This is a genomic window from Variovorax ureilyticus (assembly GCF_050632185.1).
Lineage (GTDB): Bacteria > Pseudomonadota > Gammaproteobacteria > Burkholderiales > Burkholderiaceae_C > Variovorax > Variovorax ureilyticus_A.
In genome coordinates, this window is record NZ_CP192579.1 from 2,417,839 (window position 1) to 2,438,383 (window position 20,545).

The 20,545-nt window shown below is 66.5% G+C and carries 19 protein-coding genes and 1 pseudogene; 2 read left to right on the plus strand and 18 right to left on the minus strand.

Annotation, left to right across the window (positions count from 1 at the left end; translation table 11 throughout):
• Window positions 1-61: 61 nt before the first annotated feature.
• From hflX to ACQ858_RS11980, 14 genes and pseudogenes are all read right to left on the minus strand, one after another.
• A complete protein-coding gene (hflX, locus tag ACQ858_RS11915; RefSeq protein ID WP_431272961.1) occupies window positions 62-1,234 on the minus strand; it encodes a GTPase HflX in 1,173 nt (390 codons plus the stop codon).
• A gap of 53 nt (window positions 1,235-1,287) precedes the next feature.
• Entirely contained in the window at window positions 1,288-1,533 is a 246-nt protein-coding gene (hfq, locus tag ACQ858_RS11920; protein ID WP_093161960.1) for an RNA chaperone Hfq, read from the minus strand.
• 122 nt (window positions 1,534-1,655) lie between these two features.
• Window positions 1,656-2,996: a ribosome biogenesis GTPase Der gene (gene der / locus ACQ858_RS11925; protein ID WP_431272962.1), complete on the minus strand. Its 1,341-nt coding sequence runs from the start codon at window positions 2,994-2,996 to the stop codon at window positions 1,656-1,658.
• A 21-nt stretch (window positions 2,997-3,017) separates the two neighbouring features.
• On the minus strand, window positions 3,018-4,163 hold the full coding sequence (bamB, locus tag ACQ858_RS11930) for an outer membrane protein assembly factor BamB (RefSeq protein WP_431272963.1): 1,146 nt from the start codon (window positions 4,161-4,163) through the stop codon (window positions 3,018-3,020).
• The gene (locus ACQ858_RS11935; RefSeq protein WP_431272964.1) at window positions 4,160-4,852 is read right to left on the minus strand and encodes a YfgM family protein; all 693 of its coding nucleotides are present in this window, start codon (window positions 4,850-4,852) and stop codon (window positions 4,160-4,162) included. Before ACQ858_RS11935 ends, bamB begins: the two co-directional genes overlap by 4 nt.
• A gap of 6 nt (window positions 4,853-4,858) precedes the next feature.
• A complete protein-coding gene (gene hisS, locus ACQ858_RS11940) occupies window positions 4,859-6,250 on the minus strand; it encodes a histidine--tRNA ligase (RefSeq protein ID WP_431272965.1) in 1,392 nt (463 codons plus the stop codon).
• A gap of 12 nt (window positions 6,251-6,262) precedes the next feature.
• On the minus strand, window positions 6,263-7,555 hold the full coding sequence (gene ispG / locus ACQ858_RS11945) for a flavodoxin-dependent (E)-4-hydroxy-3-methylbut-2-enyl-diphosphate synthase (RefSeq protein ID WP_431272966.1): 1,293 nt from the start codon (window positions 7,553-7,555) through the stop codon (window positions 6,263-6,265).
• Window positions 7,556-7,565: 10 nt separating this feature from the next.
• Complete coding sequence (locus ACQ858_RS11950) at window positions 7,566-7,739, minus strand: DUF4115 domain-containing protein (protein WP_431272967.1); 174 nt, start codon at window positions 7,737-7,739, stop codon at window positions 7,566-7,568.
• Between the two features lie 59 nt (window positions 7,740-7,798).
• Window positions 7,799-9,163 carry a type IV pilus biogenesis/stability protein PilW gene (gene pilW, locus ACQ858_RS11955; protein WP_431272968.1) on the minus strand — a complete coding sequence of 455 codons (1,365 nt, stop codon included), beginning with the start codon at window positions 9,161-9,163 and terminating at the stop codon, window positions 7,799-7,801.
• A 144-nt stretch (window positions 9,164-9,307) separates the two neighbouring features.
• A complete protein-coding gene (gene rlmN / locus ACQ858_RS11960) occupies window positions 9,308-10,456 on the minus strand; it encodes a 23S rRNA (adenine(2503)-C(2))-methyltransferase RlmN (protein WP_431272969.1) in 1,149 nt (382 codons plus the stop codon).
• A gap of 19 nt (window positions 10,457-10,475) precedes the next feature.
• Window positions 10,476-10,901, minus strand: a complete 426-nt coding sequence (gene ndk / locus ACQ858_RS11965; protein WP_431272970.1) for a nucleoside-diphosphate kinase — start codon at window positions 10,899-10,901, stop codon at window positions 10,476-10,478.
• A 150-nt stretch (window positions 10,902-11,051) separates the two neighbouring features.
• A pseudogene (locus ACQ858_RS11970) lies at window positions 11,052-12,739 on the minus strand (pseudouridine synthase).
• On the minus strand, window positions 12,736-13,491 hold the full coding sequence (gene scpB, locus ACQ858_RS11975) for an SMC-Scp complex subunit ScpB (RefSeq protein WP_431272971.1): 756 nt from the start codon (window positions 13,489-13,491) through the stop codon (window positions 12,736-12,738). Before scpB ends, ACQ858_RS11970 begins: the two are co-directional and overlap by 4 nt.
• Before the next feature lie 128 nt (window positions 13,492-13,619).
• Window positions 13,620-14,597: an RluA family pseudouridine synthase gene (locus ACQ858_RS11980; RefSeq protein ID WP_431276841.1), complete on the minus strand. Its 978-nt coding sequence runs from the start codon at window positions 14,595-14,597 to the stop codon at window positions 13,620-13,622.
• Between the two features lie 61 nt (window positions 14,598-14,658).
• Here ACQ858_RS11980 and ACQ858_RS11985 point away from each other — a divergent pair, with 61 nt between their 5' ends.
• Entirely contained in the window at window positions 14,659-15,468 is an 810-nt protein-coding gene (locus ACQ858_RS11985) for an outer membrane protein assembly factor BamD (protein ID WP_431272972.1), read from the plus strand.
• 100 nt (window positions 15,469-15,568) lie between these two features.
• Here the strand turns inward: ACQ858_RS11985 and ACQ858_RS11990 are convergent, their stop codons facing one another.
• Window positions 15,569-17,575, minus strand: a complete 2,007-nt coding sequence (locus ACQ858_RS11990) for an ATP-dependent DNA helicase (protein WP_431272973.1) — start codon at window positions 17,573-17,575, stop codon at window positions 15,569-15,571.
• Entirely contained in the window at window positions 17,575-17,778 is a 204-nt protein-coding gene (locus ACQ858_RS11995; RefSeq protein WP_088957422.1) for a DUF465 domain-containing protein, read from the minus strand. Before ACQ858_RS11995 ends, ACQ858_RS11990 begins: the two co-directional genes overlap by 1 nt.
• Window positions 17,779-17,905: 127 nt before the next feature.
• Between ACQ858_RS11995 and ACQ858_RS12000 the strand changes: the two genes are divergently transcribed.
• The gene (locus ACQ858_RS12000; protein WP_431272974.1) at window positions 17,906-18,676 is read left to right on the plus strand and encodes a PP2C family protein-serine/threonine phosphatase; all 771 of its coding nucleotides are present in this window, start codon (window positions 17,906-17,908) and stop codon (window positions 18,674-18,676) included.
• A gap of 33 nt (window positions 18,677-18,709) precedes the next feature.
• Here ACQ858_RS12000 and ACQ858_RS12005 read toward each other — a convergent pair whose 3' ends face one another.
• Window positions 18,710-19,390, minus strand: coding sequence for a hypothetical protein (locus tag ACQ858_RS12005; RefSeq protein WP_431272975.1), 681 nt, complete (start codon window positions 19,388-19,390; stop codon window positions 18,710-18,712).
• On the minus strand, window positions 19,387-20,484 hold the full coding sequence (gene zapE, locus ACQ858_RS12010) for a cell division protein ZapE (RefSeq protein WP_431272976.1): 1,098 nt from the start codon (window positions 20,482-20,484) through the stop codon (window positions 19,387-19,389). The genes ACQ858_RS12005 and zapE overlap by 4 nt, the downstream gene beginning before the upstream one ends.
• Window positions 20,485-20,545 lie beyond the last annotated feature (61 nt).

The window sequence follows — 20,545 nt, forward strand, 5'->3', positions numbered from 1 at the left end:
ACACTGGCTTTGCATTCATTCGGTTGGTGTTCTTGAGTCAGTGAAGCTGATTGTGCCCAATTCAACTGGCGGCATCGTGCAATTCGGCGCCGGCCCCTGGGGTCATGCCCTCATCGGGCTCCGGACGGGCGCGCAGCGCCAGCTCGGCGCGCAATGCCGGCAGCCCTTCGCCCGTTCGGGCACTGAGGAAGATCCGGGGCACCTGCACACCGTCGACATTGATCTCGTCGCTCAACTGGAGCGGTCGCCGGTTCGCCTCGATGGCATCGAGCTTGTTGAACACCAGCAGTTGCGGCACGGCGTCCGCGCCGATGTCCTTGAGCACGGCCTGCACTTCGGCCATCTGTTCGGGGAAATGCGGATTGGAGGCATCGACCACGTGGAGCAGCAGGTCGGCATCGACCGCCTCCTGCAAGGTGGCCTTGAAGGCATCGATCAGCCCGTGCGGCAACTCCCGGATGAAGCCGACCGTGTCGGACAGCGAGACCTTGCGGCTCGCATCGCCCAGATAGAGGTGGCGCGTGGTCGTGTCGAGCGTGGCGAACAACTGGTCGGCTGCGTAGGCACGAGCCTTGACCAATGCGTTGAACAGCGATGACTTCCCGGCGTTCGTGTAGCCGACCAGCGAGATGTTGAAGGTGTCGCGCCGCTCGCGCTGCCGGCGCTGGGTGCCGCGCTGGCGCTGGACCTTGGCGAGGCGCTCGCGCGTGCGCTTGATCGCCTCACCGATCATGCGGCGGTCGAGTTCGATCTGCGTTTCGCCGGGACCGCCGCGCGTGCCGATGCCGCCGCGCTGGCGCTCGAGGTGGGACCAACGACGCACGAGCCGCGTGCTCAGGTACTGCAGCCTCGCCAGCTCGACCTGCAGCTTGCCCTCGTGAGAGCGCGCACGCTGGGCGAAGATCTCCAAGATGAGAAAAGTGCGGTCATAGACCGCCACGCCGAGCTGTCGCTCGAGATTGCGCTGTTGCGCGGGGCTCAGCGCCTGGTCGAAGATGACTTCGCTGGCGCGGTACAGCTCGGCGAGCTCGCGGATTTCCTCTGCCTTGCCGCTGCCCACGAACAGTGCGGCATCGGGCGCCTTGCGCTTGCAGACAAGGCGTGCAACGGGCTCGAGCCCGGCAGTTTGCGCGAGCAGGCCCAGTTCCTCGAGTTCGCTGTCGAAATGGGGCAGCCCAAAGTCCACGCCGACAAGAACGACGGCGCCATCTTTCCGGGGGATTGGCTCAGACAATCGGAATCAAATGGAAAAAGCGCGGTGGGTGGTCCACCGCGCTCCGTGCCTGCTCAGGCTGCTGCGTCGTCGCTCTCGGTGACCGAGAAGTTGACGGCCCGCCCGGGCACGATGGTGGAGATGGCATGCTTGTAGACCATCTGGGTCACCGTATTGCGAAGCAACACGACGTACTGGTCGAAAGACTCGATCTGACCTTGCAGTTTGATGCCGTTGACCAGGTAGATCGAAACCGGCACGTGCTCTCGGCGCAGGGTGTTCAGAAATGGGTCTTGTAGAAGTTGCCCTTTATTGCTCACGATATTCTCCGTGTTCAAGAGTTGTTGTTGAGCCGGTCACCTTAACACAGCGATTCCGCGCCGCAGCAAGAAAGCCCCAAAAGCCTTCGAAAAAAGGCGTCTCTCGACGGAAGCGCGGCCGCTCAGGCGTCCTTGTCCGCGTATGGATTGTGCGAGGTCTTGAGTTCGATCCGCAAGGGTGTGCCGATGAGATCGAACTCCTTGCGAAAACGCGCTTCGAGAAAGCGCTTGTAAGCGTCCGTCACGTGCTCCAGCGAGTTGCCGTGGATCACGATGACCGGCGGGTTCATGCCGCCCTGGTGCGCATAGCGCATCTTCGGCCGGAACATCCCCGACTTCTTGGGCGCCTGGAACTGCACGGCTTCCTGCAACAGCCGCGTGAGCACCGGCGTCGACATCTTGCGCGTCGCGGATTTGTGCGCCTGCACGATCGATTGCCAGAGCGGGCCCAGCCCCTGCCGCTTGGCCGCCGAGATGAAGTGCAGTGCCGCGAACTTGAGGAACGGCAAACGGATCTCGATCTGGCGCTGCACCTGTTCTCGCTGGTAGCTGTCCACCGCGTCCCACTTGTTGACCGCGATCACCACGGCGCGGCCGCTTTCGAGGATGTAGCCCGCGATATGGGCGTCCTGGTCGGTGACACCCTGCGTCGCATCGAGCAGCAGCAGGACCACGTTGGCCGACTCGATCGCCTGCAGCGTCTTGACCACCGAGAACTTCTCGATCGCCTCGAACACCCGGCCCTTGCGACGCAGACCGGCCGTATCGATGAGCTCGAAGCGCTGCCCGTTGCGCTCGAAGGGCACCATGATCGCATCGCGGGTCGTGCCGGGCATGTCGAAGGCGACCAGGCGTTCCTCGCCGAGCCAGGTGTTGATCAGCGTCGACTTGCCGACGTTCGGACGGCCGGCAACCGCCAGCTTGACCGGCTTGTTGGCTTCCTCTTCCTCGTCCTCGTCGTCTTCGGGGAGATTGAGCGGTTCGAGCGCAAGCTCGACCAGGCCGCGGATGCCCTGCCCGTGTGCCGCCGAAATTCCATGCACCTCGCCGAACCCGAGTTCGTAGAAGTCCACGAGCTTCGCGCTGTCGTGCATCCCCTCGGCCTTGTTGGCGACGAGCAGGCACGGCTTGCCGAGGCGCCGCAGTTCGTTGGCGATGTCATGGTCCTGCGCCGACAGTCCTTCGCGCGCATCGACCACGAAGATGACGACATCGGCCTCGGCCACTGCCTGCCGCGTCTGCTTGGCCATCTCCTTGAAGATGCCACTGCCGGCATCAGGCTCGAAGCCACCGGTGTCGATGACGATGAACTCGTGCTTGCCCAGGCGGCCGTTGCCGTAGTGGCGGTCGCGGGTGAGCCCCGCGAAGTCCGCGACGATGGCGTCGCGCGTTTGCGTCAGGCGATTGAACAACGTCGACTTGCCGACGTTCGGACGCCCGACCAGTGCGATGACCGGCTTCATTGAAGGCGCCCTTTCATCGGATTACTCCGGCCGCAAGCCGAACACGCCGCCGTTGCGGGTGACGACCACGACCGTATTGCCGGAAACCACCGGCGTTGCCGCGATGGGCGATCCGTCCGGCGTGATGCGATTCAGCGGGGCACCATCGTCACGCGAAAGGAAATGCACCTGGCCGGTTGCGTCGCCGATGATCAGCGAACGGCCCACGGCGAGCGGCGCGGTGAGGATGTGGTACTTGAGCAAATCGGCCTGCTGCCATGCGCGCTCGCCATCCGCGCGGCGCCAAGCCACCACGGAACCGTTGTCCTCGGTGCCGTAGACAAAGCGATCGTCGCCGCCGACGCCATCCGCGCCCGACGCCGGTTTGCTCCACACGAGCGCACCGCGAGCAGCATCGACGCAGCCGACGGTGGCGGAATAAGCCCTTGCGCAGACGCTGTCGCCCACGCGGCTCACGGTGCCGGTCAGGTCGACCAGCCGCTCGACGTCGTTCGTGCCGCGCGGCGCGGCGATGGGGGCTTCCCACCGGCTCGTGCCGTTGGCCGGGTTGACGCCGACCAGCCGGCCACCGACGCCGACCAGCAGGGTGTCGCCCACGGCAAGGAGCACGCCGGGCTTCTTGAGCACCAGGTTCTCGGCATTGCGCTGCTGCGCCCACAAGCGGCGGCCGGACTGGCCGTCCCACGCGCTGGTGGTGCGATCGGCAGTCTGAACGAAGACGCGGCGCCCCGCCACCAGCGGCGGCGTGAAGGCCTGGGCGCTCAGGCGCTGCTTCCAGAGCACCTTGCCACCCTGCAGCGCCACCAGTTCGTTGTTGGTGGTGATGACGGCCACCAGCGCGCCGTCGCTGCCGACGCCCGCGACCAGCGGTGCGCCCGCATTCGCGCGCCAGACCTCCTGGCCCGCGCGCGCATCGATCACCACGACGGTGCCGTCGCTCGAAGCCAGCGCGACGTTGTCGCCGGCGACGTTGGTCGCCAATGGGAAGTTGACCGCCGGAATGCGCACAGTCCAGGCCTGCCGCACGCCCATGACGGCCACGTTGGCAGGCAGTTCGACCGGCTTCGGACGCGGCGTCCCGGAGCAGGCCGCCAGCGCAGCGATCAGGACCACGGCGGACCCTGTGCGCAAAACGCGCGCCGAGGGCAGATAACGCTTGAAATTCATGGTGTGTTCTTGGCAGGGGATGCGACACCGGTCTGCGACGCCAGGCTCTTCGGATCGACGCCGACGGCGTTGAGCTTGATCTCCACGAGACGGCGATAGTCGGTGTGCGTGTCGAAGGCGGACCACGCCTTCTGGTATTCGGCCTTGGCCTCTTCGCGCTTGCCCTGCGCAAGGTAGATGTCACCCTTGCGGTCGGCCACCAGCGCCTCGAATTCCTTGGGGACCTCGCCGGAAAGCTGCTTGAGCGCTTCGTCGTAGGACTTGGCATCCAACAATTCGCCGGCGAGCCGCAGCTTCGCGACCACCTTGTAGCCGGGGTCGACCGCGTTCTCGGCCACCCAAGCGAGCGCGCCGCGGGACGCTTCCGCATTGCCCTTGTCGTAGAGCGTCCTGGCGGCCAGCAGGCCCGCCTGCTGCGCATAGGCCGTGCCGGCGAACTTGGCCTTCATGTCGGCCAGCGCGCGTTCGAGGCGGGCGGTGTCGCCGGCCTGCGCGCTGCGCTCGACTTCGTCATACAGCGCGGACGCCTGCGCCGCCTTGTTGCGTTGGAAGTACTGCCAACCGTTCCACGCCACGAAGGCGCCGGCCACGAGAAGCACGGCCCAAGTGATCAGGGTGCCGTAGGTGTTCCAGAAATGCTTGAGCTGGTCGAGCTGTTCCTGTTCTTCGAGATCGAGATGGGTGGCCATGCGCTGTCAATTGGTTGAAAGACCCCCGGGACTCGGCTCGCCGAGTCCGCCCCCCGAGGGGGACACGGAAACTTGGGAGCGGCCCGGCGTTTCCGTGGGAGCCGAGGATTGTAGGGTGGCGGCCCATGCGGTCGCGTCGGCGAGCGGGCGGGCCGTCTGTGCGCCGGTGCCGTCGCGCAGCGCCTTCACCATGACCTCTCCGCGAGAGAGTTCGTCCGTCCCGAAGATCAGGGCGTAGTTCGCGCCGCTGGCGTCGGCCTTCTTGAACTGGGACTTGAAACTTCCGAGACCATCGACCGTGGCCGCATGCATCTGCGCACGCACGCCAGCTTCGCGCAGTTGCTGCAGGGTGCGCAGAGCGACGGGCATCGCAGCTGCGTCGGGCACGACGGCGTAGACATCGGGCACCGGGACCGGGATGGCGGCGCCCTGCTCTTTCATCAGCTCGAGGATCCGCTCGACGCCGATCGCCCAGCCCACGGCCGGGGCGGGCTTGCCGCCGATCTGCGCGACCAGATCGTCGTAGCGGCCGCCGGCGCAGACCGTTCCTTGCGAGCCCAGGCGGTCCGTCACGAACTCGAACACGCTGAGGTTGTAATAGTCGAGCCCGCGGACCAGGCGAGGATTGATCGTGTAGGCAATGCCGTTCGCGTCGAGGATGGCCTTGAGCCCGTCGAAGTGCGCGAGCGATTCAGCACCCAGGAAGTCGATCAGCTTGGGCGCCGACTCCACGATGTCCTTCATCGCGGGATTCTTGGTGTCGAGAATCCGCAGCGGATTGCTGTGCAGACGGCGTTTCGCGTCTTCGTCGAGTTTGTCGGCGTGACCTTCGAAATGGGCGATCAGCTGGGCGCGGTGCTGCGCGCGCTCGGCCGGCTGCCCGAGGCTGTTCAACTCGAGGCGCACGTCCGTCAGGCCGATCGCCTTCCAGAGCGCATTGGCCAGCAGGATCAGTTCCGCATCGACGTCGGGGCCGGCAAAGCCCAGCGCCTCGGCGCCGATCTGGTGGAACTGGCGGAAACGCCCCCGCTGCGGCTTCTCGCGCCGGAACATCGGACCGATGTACCAGAGGCGCTTGCCGCCGTCGTAGAGCATGTTGTGCTCGACCACCGCGCGCACGAGGCCCGCCGTGTTCTCCGGCCTGAGCGTCAGATGGTCGTTGTCGCCGTACTTGTCCGAGCGGTCGTGGAAGGAATACATCTCCTTCTCGACGATGTCGGTCACCTCGCCGATGCCGCGCACGAACAACGCCGTGTGCTCGAGGATCGGCGTTCGGACGTTGCGATAGGCAAAGCGCGCCATCAATTCGCGCACGGTGGCTTCGAGCCATTCCCAGCGCGCCGACTCGGGCGGCAATATGTCGTTCATGCCTTTGACGGCATTGAGTTTTTCAGCCATGGATTGCAGTGCTCAGACAGCTTGTGCGGCATGCTCGCCGCCAAAGCGTTTTTCAACGTAGTTCTCGACCAGCTTGTGGAACTCGCGCGCGATGTCGTCGCCGCGCAGCGTGAGCGCCTTTTCGCCGTCGATGAAGACCGGCGCCGCAGGCGCTTCGCCGGTGCCGGGAAGACTGATGCCGATGTCGGCGTGCTTGCTTTCGCCCGGGCCGTTGACGATGCAACCCATCACGGCGACCTTCATCGTCTCGACGCCCGGGTATCGGGTGCGCCAGAGCGGCATCTGCATCCGCAGATAGTCGTCGATCTGCTTGGCAAGCTCCTGGAAGGTCGTGCTGGTGGTGCGGCCGCATCCGGGGCATGCGGTCACGCTGGGCACGAACACGCGCAGACCGAGCGCCTGCAGGATCTCGTTGGCAATCACGACTTCCTGCGTGCGCGATTCACCCGGCTGCGGCGTGAGCGACACGCGGATCGTGTCGCCGATGCCCTCCTGCAACAGGATCGAGAGTGCGGTCGCCGAAGCCACCGTGCCCTTGGTGCCCATGCCGGCTTCGGTCAGGCCGAGGTGCAGGGCGTAGTCGCAGCGCTTCGCGAGCTCGCGATACACCGAAATCAGATCCTGCACGCCGCTGACCTTGCAGCTCAGGATGATCTGGTTGCCGTCCATGCCCATCGACTCGGCAAGGCGGGCGGATTCGATGGCGGAGGTGATCAGCGCCTCGTACATCACCTGCTTGGCGTCCCAGGGTTCCGCACGCCGGCTGTTGGTGTCCATGAGGCTCGCCAGCAGTTCCTGGTCCAGACTGCCCCAGTTCACGCCGATGCGAACCGGCTTGTTCCACCGCATCGCCGCATCGATCATCTGGCCGAACTGGCGGTCGCGCTTGTCGCCCTTGCCCACATTGCCGGGGTTGATGCGGTACTTGCTCAACGCCTCGGCGCAGGCCGGAAATTCAGTGAGCAACCGGTGGCCGTTGTAGTGAAAATCTCCAACCAGCGGAACGTCGACGCCCATGCGATCGAGCTGCTCGCGGATGTATGGCACTTGCGCCGCCGCTTCCGGCGTGTTGACCGTGATGCGGACCAGCTCCGATCCGGCGAGCGCGAGCTCCTTGACCTGGATCGCGGTGCCGATCGCATCGACGGTGTCGGTGTTCGTCATCGACTGCACCCGCACCGGCGCATCGCCGCCGATCGTGACGGTCCGCGGCCCCCACGTCACGCTGGCCTGCCGCGAGCGCCGCGCCTTCGGTGCGGCGGCTTCGATCGGCAGGCAGCCAAGATTGCTGGAGCTATCGGTCATGATGTCTCGCTCAAGGTTTGACTTCGAACCGCGCCACGCCTCCGGAGCGCGCGAGCGGTGCGAGGTCGAAGGGCTTGCCGCGAACCTGCACCTGGACACCCGCGGCGCGGCCGACGACCACCGACAACGGAAGCGTGCCGGTCAATCCGACGGTCTCGCCGGCCTTGACGGTGCGATGCAGCAACTGCTTGCCGCCGGGCTCGGCGACGGAGATCCAGGTGTCGTCGCGTGCGACGAAGACGATCAGGTCGCTGCTGGGCGCCGCTGGAGCGGCAGTTGCCGGCGCCGGCTCGACGGGGGTGCCTCCGCGGGCGGCGGCGGTGCTGGCTCGGCCAGCGGCGCAGGCGAGGCTGCCTCGGTCACGGCCCCTGGAGCCGAACCTTCCGGCTTCGATGAAGCTGACGCCTGCTCGCTGGATGCACTGCGCTGCATCAGGCGAGAGACCGAATCGCTCACCCGATCGAAGAGCGACTGCGGCAGCCAGAACAGCACCGCGGCGCCGATCAGCAGCAGGACGACGACGATCACCAGCGGCCGGGACGGCAAGGCGCCCGCACCGCCCGAACGCGGCGACGCCGAACGCAGGCTCTTGCTGATGGTGCGGTCGGCTTCCGCCAAACCGGGACGCTGGGCCCCGGGCAGCTTGGCGAGCACGGGCGCCGGATCGATCCGGAGGGCCCGGCAGACGCTCGCCGCCAGCGCACGGGCGAAGACCGGGTCTGGCAAGGAGGCGATGTCGTCGGCCTCCAATGCCGCGAGCTTCTGCGGAGACACCTTGAGCGCCGCCGCCACCACGTCGAGGTGCAGCCCATGCGCCTCCCTCGCTTCGCGCAGCATGCCGCCGGCGGTCATGTTCGTACTGTCGCCACCGACCAGGGGCACCGCAGCCGATGCCCCGAACTCACTTGCCCGCTCAATCATTGAAGTTTCCGCGCTCGAAAGCCAGCGCCTCCCGCGACTGGGGAAGCGACGCTGCAACTGGGCGCCCAGTTGCGAAACGGCCTCACGATTGTTGAGTTGGCGTTCGATCTTGATGCCGAGCCAGAGCGTCTCGGCGCTGGCGGACGGGCTGTTGTTGATGCGGCGGATGTAGAACTGGGCGCGCGACCACTCCTCGCGCTGCGCAAGCATCGAAGCGAGGTTGTAGCCGATCACCGGATTGCCGGCGTCGATCTCGTAGGCCTGCGTCAGGCTGCGTTCCGCCTCCGCGCGCTGCCCCGCCTTGAGCTGGCAGATGCCTTGCGTCATGAGCGTCTTGGCGCGGTCGGGATAGCTGGGAACAGACAGCGCCGCGTTGAACTGCTGCTGCGCATCGGCAAAGCGATTCTGCTGGCAGAGCAGCCATCCGTAGTTGTGCAGCGCATTGGGCTCGCGCGGATTCAGGGCGAGCGCACGGCGGAAGCTGTCCTCAGCGCCGGCGGGATCATCGAGACGCATGTAGACGACACCGCGCAGGATGTAGGCATCGGGGAACGTCGGGTCGGCCGCCAGTGCCTGCTTGATCTCGTCCAGCGCGACGGTGGTCTGCCCCTGCTGGAAATAGCCGATGGCCAGCTCCACGCGCAGCTTGGCGCGTTTGCGGGCATTGGTTTCATCCGACTCGGTCATGATGGCAGAGGCATTGGTGCCCCCGAGGTGCTCGACACACCACCGTCCTTGGTCGCGCAAGACGCCAGCAGGAACGCCGCCGCAACCGCGAAAAGCGCGCGCATCACTGTGTCATGCACGAGGGGGAAAGCCTTTCTCATCGGATCATTGCTCCTGGGCAGTGGATTTGGCAGCCCTCACAAGGGCCGGATGCAAAACAACGGTTCGCCGCTGCGCCATGCGCTCGGCCGCATGCGTGCGATCCTTGACGTCGCCGGCCAGCTGGCCGCACGCGGCATCGATGTCGTCGCCGCGCGTCTTTCGCACGGTCGTCACGATCCCCGCCTCGCTCAACACCTTGGCGAAGGCAAGCACCCGCGACTGAGGCGATCTCACCAGCCCGGAAGCCGGGAACGGATTGAACGGGATCAGATTGAACTTGCAGGAAACGCCCTGCGAACGCACCAGTTCCACCAGTTGGCGCGCATGCTCCGGCTGATCGTTCACGCCGTCGAGCATGCAGTATTCGAAGGTGATGAAGTCGCGCGGCGCGTGCTCGAGGTAACGCTTGCAGGCCGCGAGCAGCTCGGCGATCGGGTATTTGCGGTTCAGCGGCACCAGGTCATTGCGCAGCGCATCGTTGGGCGCGTGGAGCGACACCGCCAGCGCGACCGGGCAGTCCTCGCCCAACCGGTCCATCATGGGAACGACGCCGGACGTCGAAACCGTCAGCCGGCGGCGCGACAGCCCATAGGCGTTGTCGTCGAGCATGGTGCGCAGCGCCGGCACCAGCGCCGCGTAGTTCTGCAACGGCTCGCCCATGCCCATCATCACGACGTTCGAGATGATCCGCTCGTCGCGCTGCAGGTGCTTGCGCAGGAAGTGCTCGGCGAACCACAGCTGCGCGACGATTTCACCCGTGGTGAGGTTACGGCTGAAGCCTTGGTGGCCGGTGGAGCAGAAGCGGCACCCGACCGCGCAGCCGGCCTGCGAGGAGACGCACAAGGTACCGCGGTCGTCCTCGGGAATGAACACGGCCTCGACCGCGTTGCCGTCGCCGACATCGAACAGCCACTTGATGGTGCCGTCGGCGGATTCGTGCTGGGTCACCACCGGCAGTCCTTCGACACGCGCCGTGGTGGCGAGCTTCTCGCGAAGCGTCTTCGCGAGATCGGTCATCTGCGCGAAATCGCTGGCACCCCGCTGATGAATCCAGCGGAAGAGCTGCGTTGCGCGGAAACGCTTTTCGCCCAGCCGTTCGCAAAACGCGGCCAAGCCCTCGAGATCGAAGTCGAGCAGGTTGGCCGTGGTCATTGCGTCGGGAGTCTGGTCCTCAGCGCGCGTAGACGTTGAGGCCGGCGAAGAAGAAGGCGACTTCGGCCCGGGCGGTCTCGGGCGCATCGGAGCCGTGCACCGCATTGGCGTCGATGCTGTCGGCGAAGTCGGCGCGAATGGTGCCGGCGGCGGCCTTCTTCGGGTCGGTGGCACCCATCAGGTCGCGGTTCTTGGCGATGGCGTCTTCGCCTTCGAGCACTTGCACGAAGACCGGACCCGAGATCATGAACTCGACGAGGTCCTTGAAGAAGGGGCGCTCCTTGTGGACGGCGTAGAACTGCTCCGCCTCGGCGCGCGACAGCTGGACCAGCTTGGCGGCCACGATCTTCAGGCCGGCGGCCTCGAAACGGGAGACGATCTTGCCGATGACGTTCTTGGCGACTGCGTCGGGCTTGATGATGGAGAGGGTACGTTCGATAGCCATTGAAGTGCTTTCCTGAGTGCTTGGATATGAATAGGTTCCATCAGTGCCGCAACGCGGGGCTGCGACCCTTGACAAAGCTTTTGATTTTAACCGGCGCGACAGGGTCAACCCGCAAGAGGGCGGGCGAAACATTGCCGTGCGTACCGGATATCAGCGGCCGCGGCGACGGCCGCCGCCGCCCTGCCCGCCGAAGTTGCCGCCGGAAGGACCGCCACGGCGTCCCCCTGGCGTTGTTCCTTGCGCTGCCGCGAGAAGCTGTCGGCGCCGATGTAGCCCAGCGAGGTCTTCATCGGATCGGGCTGATTGGCGCCGCCCGGCTGGCGATCCTCGCCCTGCCGGTTGCGACCCTGCTGCCCCTGGCCGCCTCGGCCGCGGCGGCCTTGGGACGCGCCCTGCCCGCCGCGCTCGGCCCGCGCCGCCGGACCGTGCGTCAACGGATTCGGGATGGGCGTCTCGCGTTCTCCCTGCGAGCCATCGCCATTGCCGTTGCGGTTGCCGCGCCGTTTCCGGCCGCGGCCGTTTCGCCCGCCGCCCTCCTGGGCCTTGCCGCCTCCGCCTGAGCGCGCGGCACGCTCGACAGGCGACGCGCCGGCCGCCTGGAACAGCGCGCGGATGTCGCGCTCGTCGAGCTCCATCCACGCCCCGCGCTTGAGCCCGCGCGGGAGCACCATCGCACCGTAGCGGATGCGGATGAGGCGGCTCACGGCATGGCCGACCGACTCGAACAGGCGCCGCACCTCGCGATTGCGACCCTCGGAAATGGTGACGCGATACCAGCAGTTGGAGCCTTCGCCGCCGCCGTCCTCGATCGTCCCGAACTGCGCCATGCCGTCGTCGAGGCGGACCCCTTCGAGCAGGCGCTGCTTTTCCTCGTTGCTGAGCGCGCCAAGCACCCGGACGGCATACTCGCGCTCCAGTCCGAAACGCGGATGCATGAGCCGGTTGGCCAGCTCGCCCGAACTCGTGAAGAGCAGCAGCCCTTCGGTATTCAGGTCCAGCCGCCCCACCGACTGCCACTTGCCCTGCTGAAGTCGCGGAAGCTTCCGGAAGACGGTGGGCCGGTTCTGCGGATCGTCATGCGTGACGACTTCGCCGACGGGCTTGTGATAAGCAATGACGCGGGCCGGCGGCGGCGCGATCCGGAAGCGGATCGGCTTGCCGTTGATCTTGACCTGGTCGCCCCACTGGATGCGCTGGCCAATGTGGGCCGGCTCGTTGTTGACCGAAATCCGGCCCTGGAGGATGAGTTGCTCCATCTCCAGCCGCGAACCCAGGCCGGCCTGGGCAAGAACCTTGTGCAGCTTGGGCGAATCGGCCTCCGGCAGCAGCACGCGCTTGAGCGGCGGCACCTCCGGGCTTTCCTCGTCGGCGTCGAACTGGCCCGAAATGACGTCGGCAAACCGGATCGGCTCGGGCGGCGGCGCGTTCCGCTGCTCGCGCTCCGCGGCACGGCGGGCGCGGTCGAGATCGTCTTCGTCCTCGTCCGGCTCCTCCTCTTCATCTTCGACTTCGTCTTTGTCGTCGGCTTCCGTGGGGATTGGCGCTTCGACCGCCGGTGCCTCTTCCGGTGCGGGCACCTGGCGTGCGTCAACGACGGAAGCGTCGGATTCCCCCGCATCGGCCGCCTCGACCGATTCAACGGACTGCAGCGTGGCTTCGGCATCGCCAGCAGGCTTCCGACGGCGCGGACGACGCTTGCGGGGCGCCTCTGCGGCGCCTTCCGCCGTCGGGACGGCGGCGCCGGTTTCGGAGGAAGGCGGCTGCGCGAGGTCCCCGCGTTCTTCTGAAGCAGGCTCGGTCGGCAGCGTCGCCGCGGCTTGCGGATCGTTGGAGCTCATGATCGGGTTCCGGAAGTGACAGCGGTGGTGTCGGCCTCTTCGGGCGCGGCGTCTGCTTCTACAGGGGTGAATAAGGGCTCGGCCGGCGGGACATCCTGCGGGTCGGCCATGAAAAGCGCGGCGGCGGAATCGCCCTCGGCGGTCACCGCCTGGGCCTCGTCGGCCGGTTCGTCGATCGGCAACGCCGATTGCTCTGCGTCTGCCGCCCGGTCCAGCGCATCGATCAGCGCTCCCTGCTGCGCCGGCGATTCGATCACCGGCAACTGATCGAGCGAGGCGAGACCGAGGTCGTCCAGAAACTGCCGGGTGGTCGCGTAGAGCGCGGGGCGTCCGACCGTCTCGCGGTGACCGATGACTTCGATCCAGTTGCGGTCCTCGAGTTGCTTGAGGATCTGCGAATTGATGGTGACGCCCCGGATGTCCTCCATGTCACCGCGAGTGACCGGCTGGCGGTACGCAATGATCGCCAGCGTTTCGAGCGCGGCGCGCGTGTAGCGCGGCGGCTTCTCGGGGTGCATGCGATCGAGGTGATCGCGCATCTCGGGGCGGCTCTGGAAACGCCAGCCGCTCCCGACGCTCACGAGCTCGAGGCCGCGCTGCGACCAGTCTTCCTGCAACTCGTGCAACAGCGACTTGATGGTGTCCGCACCCAGTTCGTCGTCGAACAGCACGCGCAGTTCGCGCACCGGCAACGGCTGTGTCGAACAGATCAAGGCGGTTTCGAGAATGCGCTTGGCATCCGCCGTATTCATGGTTCGCGTTATCCGGGAAAAGGCGCCACAAGGACGCTTGTTCAGATGGATGGAAGAAGGCGCTGCGGGCACGCGGCATACGCAACGCGAAGCCGACATCAGGTCGCCGGCGCGGCCCCTCGGGACCGTCAGGCGCGATTGTAATCCAGCCCCCAATGTGCCATGCCTTGCACGAGATCGGCCGGCGGCGGCGACTGGAACTCCATGCTCCGGCCGGTCACTGGATGCACGAACCCGAGCCTGAAAGCGTGCAGCGCCTGCCGTGCCAGCCCGGCCGCCTCGGCCCCGCCGTACAGGGCGTCGCCCACCAGCGGATGACCGATCGAAGCCATGTGCACACGAATCTGGTGGGTGCGCCCCGTCTCCAGCGTGCAACGCACCGCACAGCCGAGATCGTTGCTGTCGAGCATCTCTATCAAGGTCCGCGCCGGCTTCCCAGGGTGACGGTCCAGGTCGACGACCGCCATGCGCAGGCGATTGCGAGGATCTCGGCCGATCGGGCTGTCCACATGCCTCGTTTCGGCGCCCTGCCGGGCCCGGTGCGCCATCGCGATGTACTGCCGCTTGACCTCGCGCGCCGCGATCAGCGCCACCAGCGCATCCATCGCCGCGCGGCTGCGGGCCACCACCATCAGCCCGCTCGTGTCGCGGTCGAGCCGATGAACGATGCCGGCGCGCGGCAGCAGCGCCGCGCGCGGATCGAGCGCCAGCAATCCGTTGAGCAGAGTGCCGCTCCAATTGCCCGGCGCGGGGTGCACCACGAGTCCGGCCGGCTTGTCGATGACGCGCAGATGCTCGTCCTCGTGCAGCACCTCGATGGGCATCGTCTCCGGCCGGAAAGCCTGGCTTTGCGGCGTCGGACGAAGCTCGATGCGCCCCGATTCGCCGGCATGCACCGTCGCAGAGGGCTTGCTGACCACCCTGCCCTGGAGCTCCACCATGCCGGCATCGATGAGTTGCTGGAGATAGCTGCGGGAGAACTCCGGCACGAGCGCGGCAAGCGCCCGGTCCAGGCGCTGCGCGTGCTGGGTTTCGCCGATCAGGAAAGTGCGGATTTCGCTGGCATCGGAGAGCTCGCCCGCCTCGTCGTGCTCCGCCGCGTCCAGGGGGCGCCCGAGGACCCGGCCGATATAATTGAAGGCACCTGTTTCACGAAAGCCTTACTTGATGTTTCGCGCCAAATTATCGGTTGTCCCTGGCTGGCTGGCCCTTTGTGCGGCGGCATGGCTGGTGGCCGGCTGCTCGTCGACCGAGGTCGACAGGACCGCGAACTGGAGCCCCAACCGCATCTACTCCGAAGCCAAGGACGAAGCCGACTCCGGCTCCTACGACAAGGCCGTCCCGCTGTACGAGAAGCTCGAAGGCCGCGCTGCCGGCACGCCGCTGGCCCAGCAGGCCCAGCTCGACAAGGCTTATGCCCAGTTCAAGGCGGGCGACAAGCCCGGCGCCATCGCCACGCTCGATCGCTTCATGAAGCTGCATCCGGCGAGCCCGGCGTTCGATTACGCGCTCTATCTCAAGGGCGTGATCAACTTCAACGACGATCTCGGTCTTTTCGCGTTCATGACGCGCCAGGACCTTTCGGAGCGCGATCAGAAAGCCGCGAAGGAGTCTTTCGAGTCCTTCAAGGAGCTCGTGACCCGCTTCCCCGAATCGCGCTATACGCCGGACGCCCGGCAGCGCATGAACTACATCGTCAACTCGCTGGCCCAGTATGAAGTGCACGTGGCGCGCTACTACTACGAGCGCGGCGCGTACCTGGCGGCCGTCAACCGCGCGCAAATCGCGCTCGCGGACTACCGCGAAGTGCCGGCACTCGAAGAAGCGCTCTACATCATGGTCATGTCGTACGACAAGCTGGGCATGACTGAGCTGCGCGACGATGCCAAGCGCGTGCTGACCCAGAACTATCCGAAGAGCGAATACCTGTCCCGCGGCTTCCGCGCCAAGGACGATCCCTGGTGGAAACTCTGGTAGCACCCCCATGCGCCTTCGGCGCTCCCCTCAAGGGGGCGCACTCATCGGCCCGGCAAAGCCGGTTCCGAGAGTGCCCTGAGCCGGGCCGCGCCGGCTTCGCTTATCCCACGCCGTTCTTGAGCGCCGCCAGCGCATCCTCGAAGCCAGCCTCGTCCTCGATGCGCCGCATCGGCGGCAGCGCGGCGAGCAAGCGGCGGCCGTAACCCATCGCGACAAGCCGGGTGTCGCAGATCACGAGCACGCCCGTGTCGGTTTCGCGCCGGATCAGCCGGCCGGCGCCCTGCTTGAGCGCCACAGCCGCCTCGGGCAGCGAGTAGTCGCTGAACGCGCTCCGGCCTTGCGACTCGAGGCGCTGGGAGCGCGCCTCCACCAGCGGGTCATTGGGCGGCGGAAACGGCAGCTTGTCGATCACCACCAGCTGCAAGGCATCGCCGGGCGCATCGAAGCCTTCCCAGAAGGACGCCGATGCGACCAGCACGCAGCCGGAACGCCCTTGCGCCGCACCTTCGCGGAAGCGATCCATCAGCATGCGTTTGGGCAGTTCGCCCTGCACCAGCACCTCGGGTCGCTCCGCCGGCTCCAGCGTCTCGAAGTCCTGCCGGATCGCGTCGCCCACCGTGCGCAAAGCGCGCAGGGTCGTCGTCAACACCAGCGTGCGGCCGCCGAGGCGGCGAGCGCCATGGGCGGCGAGCTGCGCCACCTGGTGCCCGTGCGCGGGATCGCTGGGCTTGGGGAATCGGCGCGGCACGTAAAGCGCGGCCTGGCGCGCATAGTCGAAGGGACTCCGGACACGCAGCACTTCGGCGTCGTCGAGTCCGCAGGGTTCGGTGAACCACTTGAGCTGCGGATCGTCGCCCAGCGTGGCCGAGGTGAACACCCATGCACGGCCGTCATCGTCGGCCTCGGCCGCATCCGACTTGAGAACGCGCGCGCGCACTGCCTCTGCAATGTCGAGCGGCGATTCGACCAGTCGCAGGTGCGAGCCCACGTCCACCCAGCGCACCGATCCGGAGGGACAGGCTTCGGCGAACCGGGACGCGCGTTCGGAAAGCTGCAATGCCCGCTCGTGGAGCCGGACGAAATCCGGCGTCAGTTCGCTCACCGTATCGAGGCCGCGCGCCGCTTCGGCGAAGGCCTGCCCCAACGCTTCCAGCGCACCTTGCCACGCCTGCACCGAAACCCCGTCCGGCGATCCGCCCGACCAGCGCAGCTTGCTGCCGGGGTACTGTTTGCCGACCGACAGCCGAAGTTCCCGTGCCGCGTGTTCGATTCCGGCCGCCAGTTGTTGCCAGTCGACCAGTCCCCGCGCGTGCTGAAGTCCGGCCGCGAGCAAGTCGCGTGCGAAGTCCAGCGCCTGTCCGCTGCCGAGCTGGACGCCGAGGAACTGGACGCCGGTTTCGTTCAACTGGTGCGCTTCGTCGAACACCACGACCCGCACCGTCGGCAGCAATTCCGCCATGCCCGATTCGCGCACGGCGAGATCGGCGAAGAACAGATGGTGGTTGATGACCACCACGTCCGCCGCCATCGCCTCGCGCCGGGCGAGATTGACATGACAGGGCTTGAACTGCGGGCACTGGGCGCCCAGGCAGTTCTCCCGCGTGGAAGTCACCAGCGGGATCAACGGCGAGCGCTCGTCGAGGCCCGGCAGTTCAGCGAGGTCGCCGGTGCGCGTGGCCTTGGACCATTGCTCGATCTTCGCCAGCGTGCGCAACGAGGCGCGTTCCGGCGAAGCGTCATGGCGCGCGAGGTCGAGCCGGTGCAGGCACAGATAGCTGGACCGCCCCTTGAGCAAGGCGGTGCGCACCGGCAAGCCAAGGGCAGCCACGAGCCGCGGCAGATCACGGCCGAAGAGCTGGTCCTGCAGCGTCTTCGTCGCGGTGGACAGCAGAACGCGCTCACCACTCAGCAGTGCCGGCACGAGATAGGAGAAGGTCTTCCCCACGCCGGTCCCGGCCTCGACGACGAGCACACCGCCCTGGGCGATGGTGCGGGCAACGGCAAGCGCCATCTGCGTCTGCCCCTCGCGCTCGCGAAACTGCTCCGCCGCCTGCGAAAGCACCCCATCCTGCGCAAACGCCTCGCGCACTTCCTGCTCGAGCGACATCAGGCGGGCTCTTGGGGATCGAGCAGGCGTTCGAGGCGCGCAATCTCGTCTCGCAACGCGAGGCGCCTCTTTTTCAGGCGGCGCAGCAGAAGTTCGTCGCGCGAGACGGCGTCCGCCAGGCGATCGATCGAGGCATCGAGGTCGGCGTGCTCGATCCGCAGCTCGATGAGCTGACGGGAAAGGGAATGAAGATTGGAGTCCAACGGGCGCAATTCACGAACGGCACAGGCAGCGGGGGCTTCCCCTGCCTGTGTTCGCTCGATAATACGTCTTCGTTTCGCTGCAACAAAAATCCATGAGAGACCGCGCCACTGGCGCCCCTGCGCCTGCATGACACGAAGCTTTCGACTCGTTGCCGCCACCGGCCTCCACCAGGGCGATCGACCCTATCAGCAGGACCAGGTCATGGTCCTCTCCCACCCCCGGGTACCGGGCTGCGTGCTCGGCGTCGTCGCCGACGGCATGGGTGGACGCAGCGGCGGGCGCAAGGCGTCCGATCAGGTCCTCCTGACGGCACGCCAGCTATTCGCGCGCTACAAGCCGGGTCGGGACGAACCGGTCGGCGTGCTCCGGCAGATGCTCGAGGACGCGCACACGGTCATCAAGCTCACGGCCGTCTCCAGCGAACAGGAACCCCACAGCACGCTGGCCGCCTTCCTGCTGAATCCCGAAGGCGACTGCGCGTGGGTGCATGCCGGCGATTCGCGCATCTACCACTTCCATCGAGGCCGCCTCGTGAAGCGCACCAAGGACCATTCATATGTCCAGGTCCTGGTGGATCGCGGCGAGATCGACGAAGAGGAAGCGAGCCTCCACCCGCAGAGCAACATCCTGCTGGGCTGTCTGGGCATGAAATCGACCCCGCCGCCGGTGGATGTCCACCTGATCCCGAGCCTGCAACCCGGCGATGTGCTCATGGCCTGCAGCGACGGGCTTTGGCACTACTTCACGCCGGAAGAAATGGGCTCTCTCCTGGCCGACCAGCCGCCGCGCTCGGCCGTCGAGTTGCTGGTTGCCGAAGCGCGCCGGCGCGCGCGCGGCACCGGCGACAACATTTCGATTGCCGTGCTGAAGCTCGAGGAGCTTCCGCCCGCCGATTGAGGATCGGCAAGAACGTCAAGGGCGTCAGGGGCGTCAGGGGCTCTTGGGCGCCGCAGGCGCAGGAGCTGCGGCGCCAGGCTCCGACAGCGGTGCCGATCGCGGCTTGTCCCTCTGCGCATTCCTACGTTCCAGCTCGGCGCGATGCTCCGCGGCCTTGCGCTGCTTCTCTTCGTATTCGGCATGCGCCACCGGTGCCTGGGCCTTTCGTTTGGCGACGTCGGCTTGCTCTTCGGCATGCTCGTGCTGCCTCTTCTCGAACTGCCGGCGGTTCTCCGCCTCCTGGGCGGCGGCCCCGGCACGGCTCGCGGCATGATCGGCCGCACGCTGCTCGCGGTCCTGCTGCGACTTCAGCGACTGCTCGCGCTGGGCATCGGCATCCTGCGCCTTCTGCGACGAGTTCTGCTGCTCGAGCTTGTCGAGCTCGGCAGCACCCCGGCGCTTGCGCTCGAAATCGTTGATGGCCGCCTGCTGACGCTTGATGTCGTCGGTCGCGGTGCGCCGTCGGCGACGGCTGTCCCGGAGACAGTCCTCGACCGCGAACTTCTTGTAGCAGGCCTGCTGCTCGGTCAGGTAACGCGCGTCGATCGCCTTCTGTTCGTCCCCGAGGCGGGCGCGCTCGGCATCGAAGTCCGCACCGGCGGTTGTGGCCGTCGTCTGCGCCCAGAGAGGCAGGGCAGACAGCCCGATCAGGACGGCAGCAAGCGTGGCTTTCATGTCAAGCGGGTATCGACGATACGGCGTTCCAGAGCCAGGAATTCGGCCGATTGCATCTCGTTGAGCCTCGAAACGGTTCTCGGAAATTCGTGGGCCAGAGGCCCTTCGGTATACAACTGTTCGGGCGGCACTTCGGCCGACATGATCAACTTCACACGCCGGTCGTAGAACACGTCCACCAGCCAGGTGAAGCGCCGGGCTTCCGACGCCATTCGCACCGGCATGTGGGGCACATCCGAGAGCAGGACCGTGTGAAACTGGGTCGCTATCTCGAGATAGTCGTTTTGCGAACGCGGACCGCCGCACAGCGTCTTGAAATCGAACCAGACCACACCCCCGGCCTTGCGGCACGCGTGAATCTCGCGCGCCTCGATGTGCAGCACGGGATTTTCGTCCGCGGACTCCGCCAGCCGCTCGAAGGCCTCGCGCATCTCCCTGTCGGCCTCGGCACCATTCGGTGTGAGGTAGAGCCGGACCTGTTCCAGCGTGCGGCGGCGATAGTCCGTGCCATTGTCGACATTGACGACCTCCAGCTTCTCGTTGAGCAACCGGATCGCCGGAAGGATGCGATCGCGATGCAGCCCGCCCGGATACAGATCGTCGGGCTTGAAGTTGGACGTGGTGACGAAGCCGACGTCGTTCGCGAAGAGCGCCGCCAGGACGCGATGCAGGATCATCGCGTCCGTGATGTCCGCGACATGGAACTCGTCGAAGCAGATGAGCTTGTACCGCTTGGCGATCCGACGCCCGAGTTCATCCAGCGGATTGACCGTGCCTTGCAGCTCGGCCAGTTCGCGATGCACCTCGCGCATGAATTCGTGGAAGTGCAGCCGCGTCTTGCGCCGCAGCGGGACCGCGTTGTAAAAGCAGTCCATCAGGAAGCTCTTGCCGCGGCCGACACCACCGTACATGTAGACCCCACGCGGGATCTCCGGCCGGTTGATCAGCTTCTTGAAGGCGTTGGAACGCTGCGCCTTGTACTCGGCCCACTCGCGGGCGCAGCGATCGAGCGCTTCCACGGCACGCAGCTGCGCAGGGTCGCTCTTGAACCCCCGCGCCGCCAGCTCGGCCTCGTAGGCGGCCTTTACGGACATATCGATGCAGGCATTGAAAGTGACGGCGGCCGCTCGCGGCGAGCAAGGCGAAGCCCGCACG

Excerpts from the sequence above, each read along its gene's own strand:
- ndk (WP_431272970.1), bottom strand. The coding sequence starts at position 10,901 with ATGGCTATCGAACGTACCCTCTCCATCATCAAGCCCGACGCAGTCGCC.
- hisS (WP_431272965.1), bottom strand. The coding sequence starts at position 6,250 with ATGGCTGAAAAACTCAATGCCGTCAAAGGCATGAACGACATATTGCCG.
- ACQ858_RS11935 (WP_431272964.1), bottom strand. The coding sequence starts at position 4,852 with ATGGCCACCCATCTCGATCTCGAAGAACAGGAACAGCTCGACCAGCTC.
- der (WP_431272962.1), bottom strand. The coding sequence starts at position 2,996 with ATGAAGCCGGTCATCGCACTGGTCGGGCGTCCGAACGTCGGCAAGTCG.
- rlmN (WP_431272969.1), bottom strand. The coding sequence starts at position 10,456 with ATGACCACGGCCAACCTGCTCGACTTCGATCTCGAGGGCTTGGCCGCG.
- zapE (WP_431272976.1), bottom strand. The coding sequence starts at position 20,484 with ATGTCCGTAAAGGCCGCCTACGAGGCCGAGCTGGCGGCGCGGGGGTTC.
- scpB (WP_431272971.1), bottom strand. The coding sequence starts at position 13,491 with ATGAATACGGCGGATGCCAAGCGCATTCTCGAAACCGCCTTGATCTGT.
- ACQ858_RS11985 (WP_431272972.1), top strand. The coding sequence starts at position 14,659 with ATGTTTCGCGCCAAATTATCGGTTGTCCCTGGCTGGCTGGCCCTTTGT.
- bamB (WP_431272963.1), bottom strand. The coding sequence starts at position 4,163 with ATGAATTTCAAGCGTTATCTGCCCTCGGCGCGCGTTTTGCGCACAGGG.
- ispG (WP_431272966.1), bottom strand. The coding sequence starts at position 7,555 with ATGACCGATAGCTCCAGCAATCTTGGCTGCCTGCCGATCGAAGCCGCC.
- ACQ858_RS11990 (WP_431272973.1), bottom strand. The coding sequence starts at position 17,575 with ATGTCGCTCGAGCAGGAAGTGCGCGAGGCGTTTGCGCAGGATGGGGTG.
- ACQ858_RS12005 (WP_431272975.1), bottom strand. The coding sequence starts at position 19,390 with ATGAAAGCCACGCTTGCTGCCGTCCTGATCGGGCTGTCTGCCCTGCCT.
- ACQ858_RS12000 (WP_431272974.1), top strand. The coding sequence starts at position 17,906 with ATGACACGAAGCTTTCGACTCGTTGCCGCCACCGGCCTCCACCAGGGC.
- pilW (WP_431272968.1), bottom strand. The coding sequence starts at position 9,163 with ATGACCGAGTCGGATGAAACCAATGCCCGCAAACGCGCCAAGCTGCGC.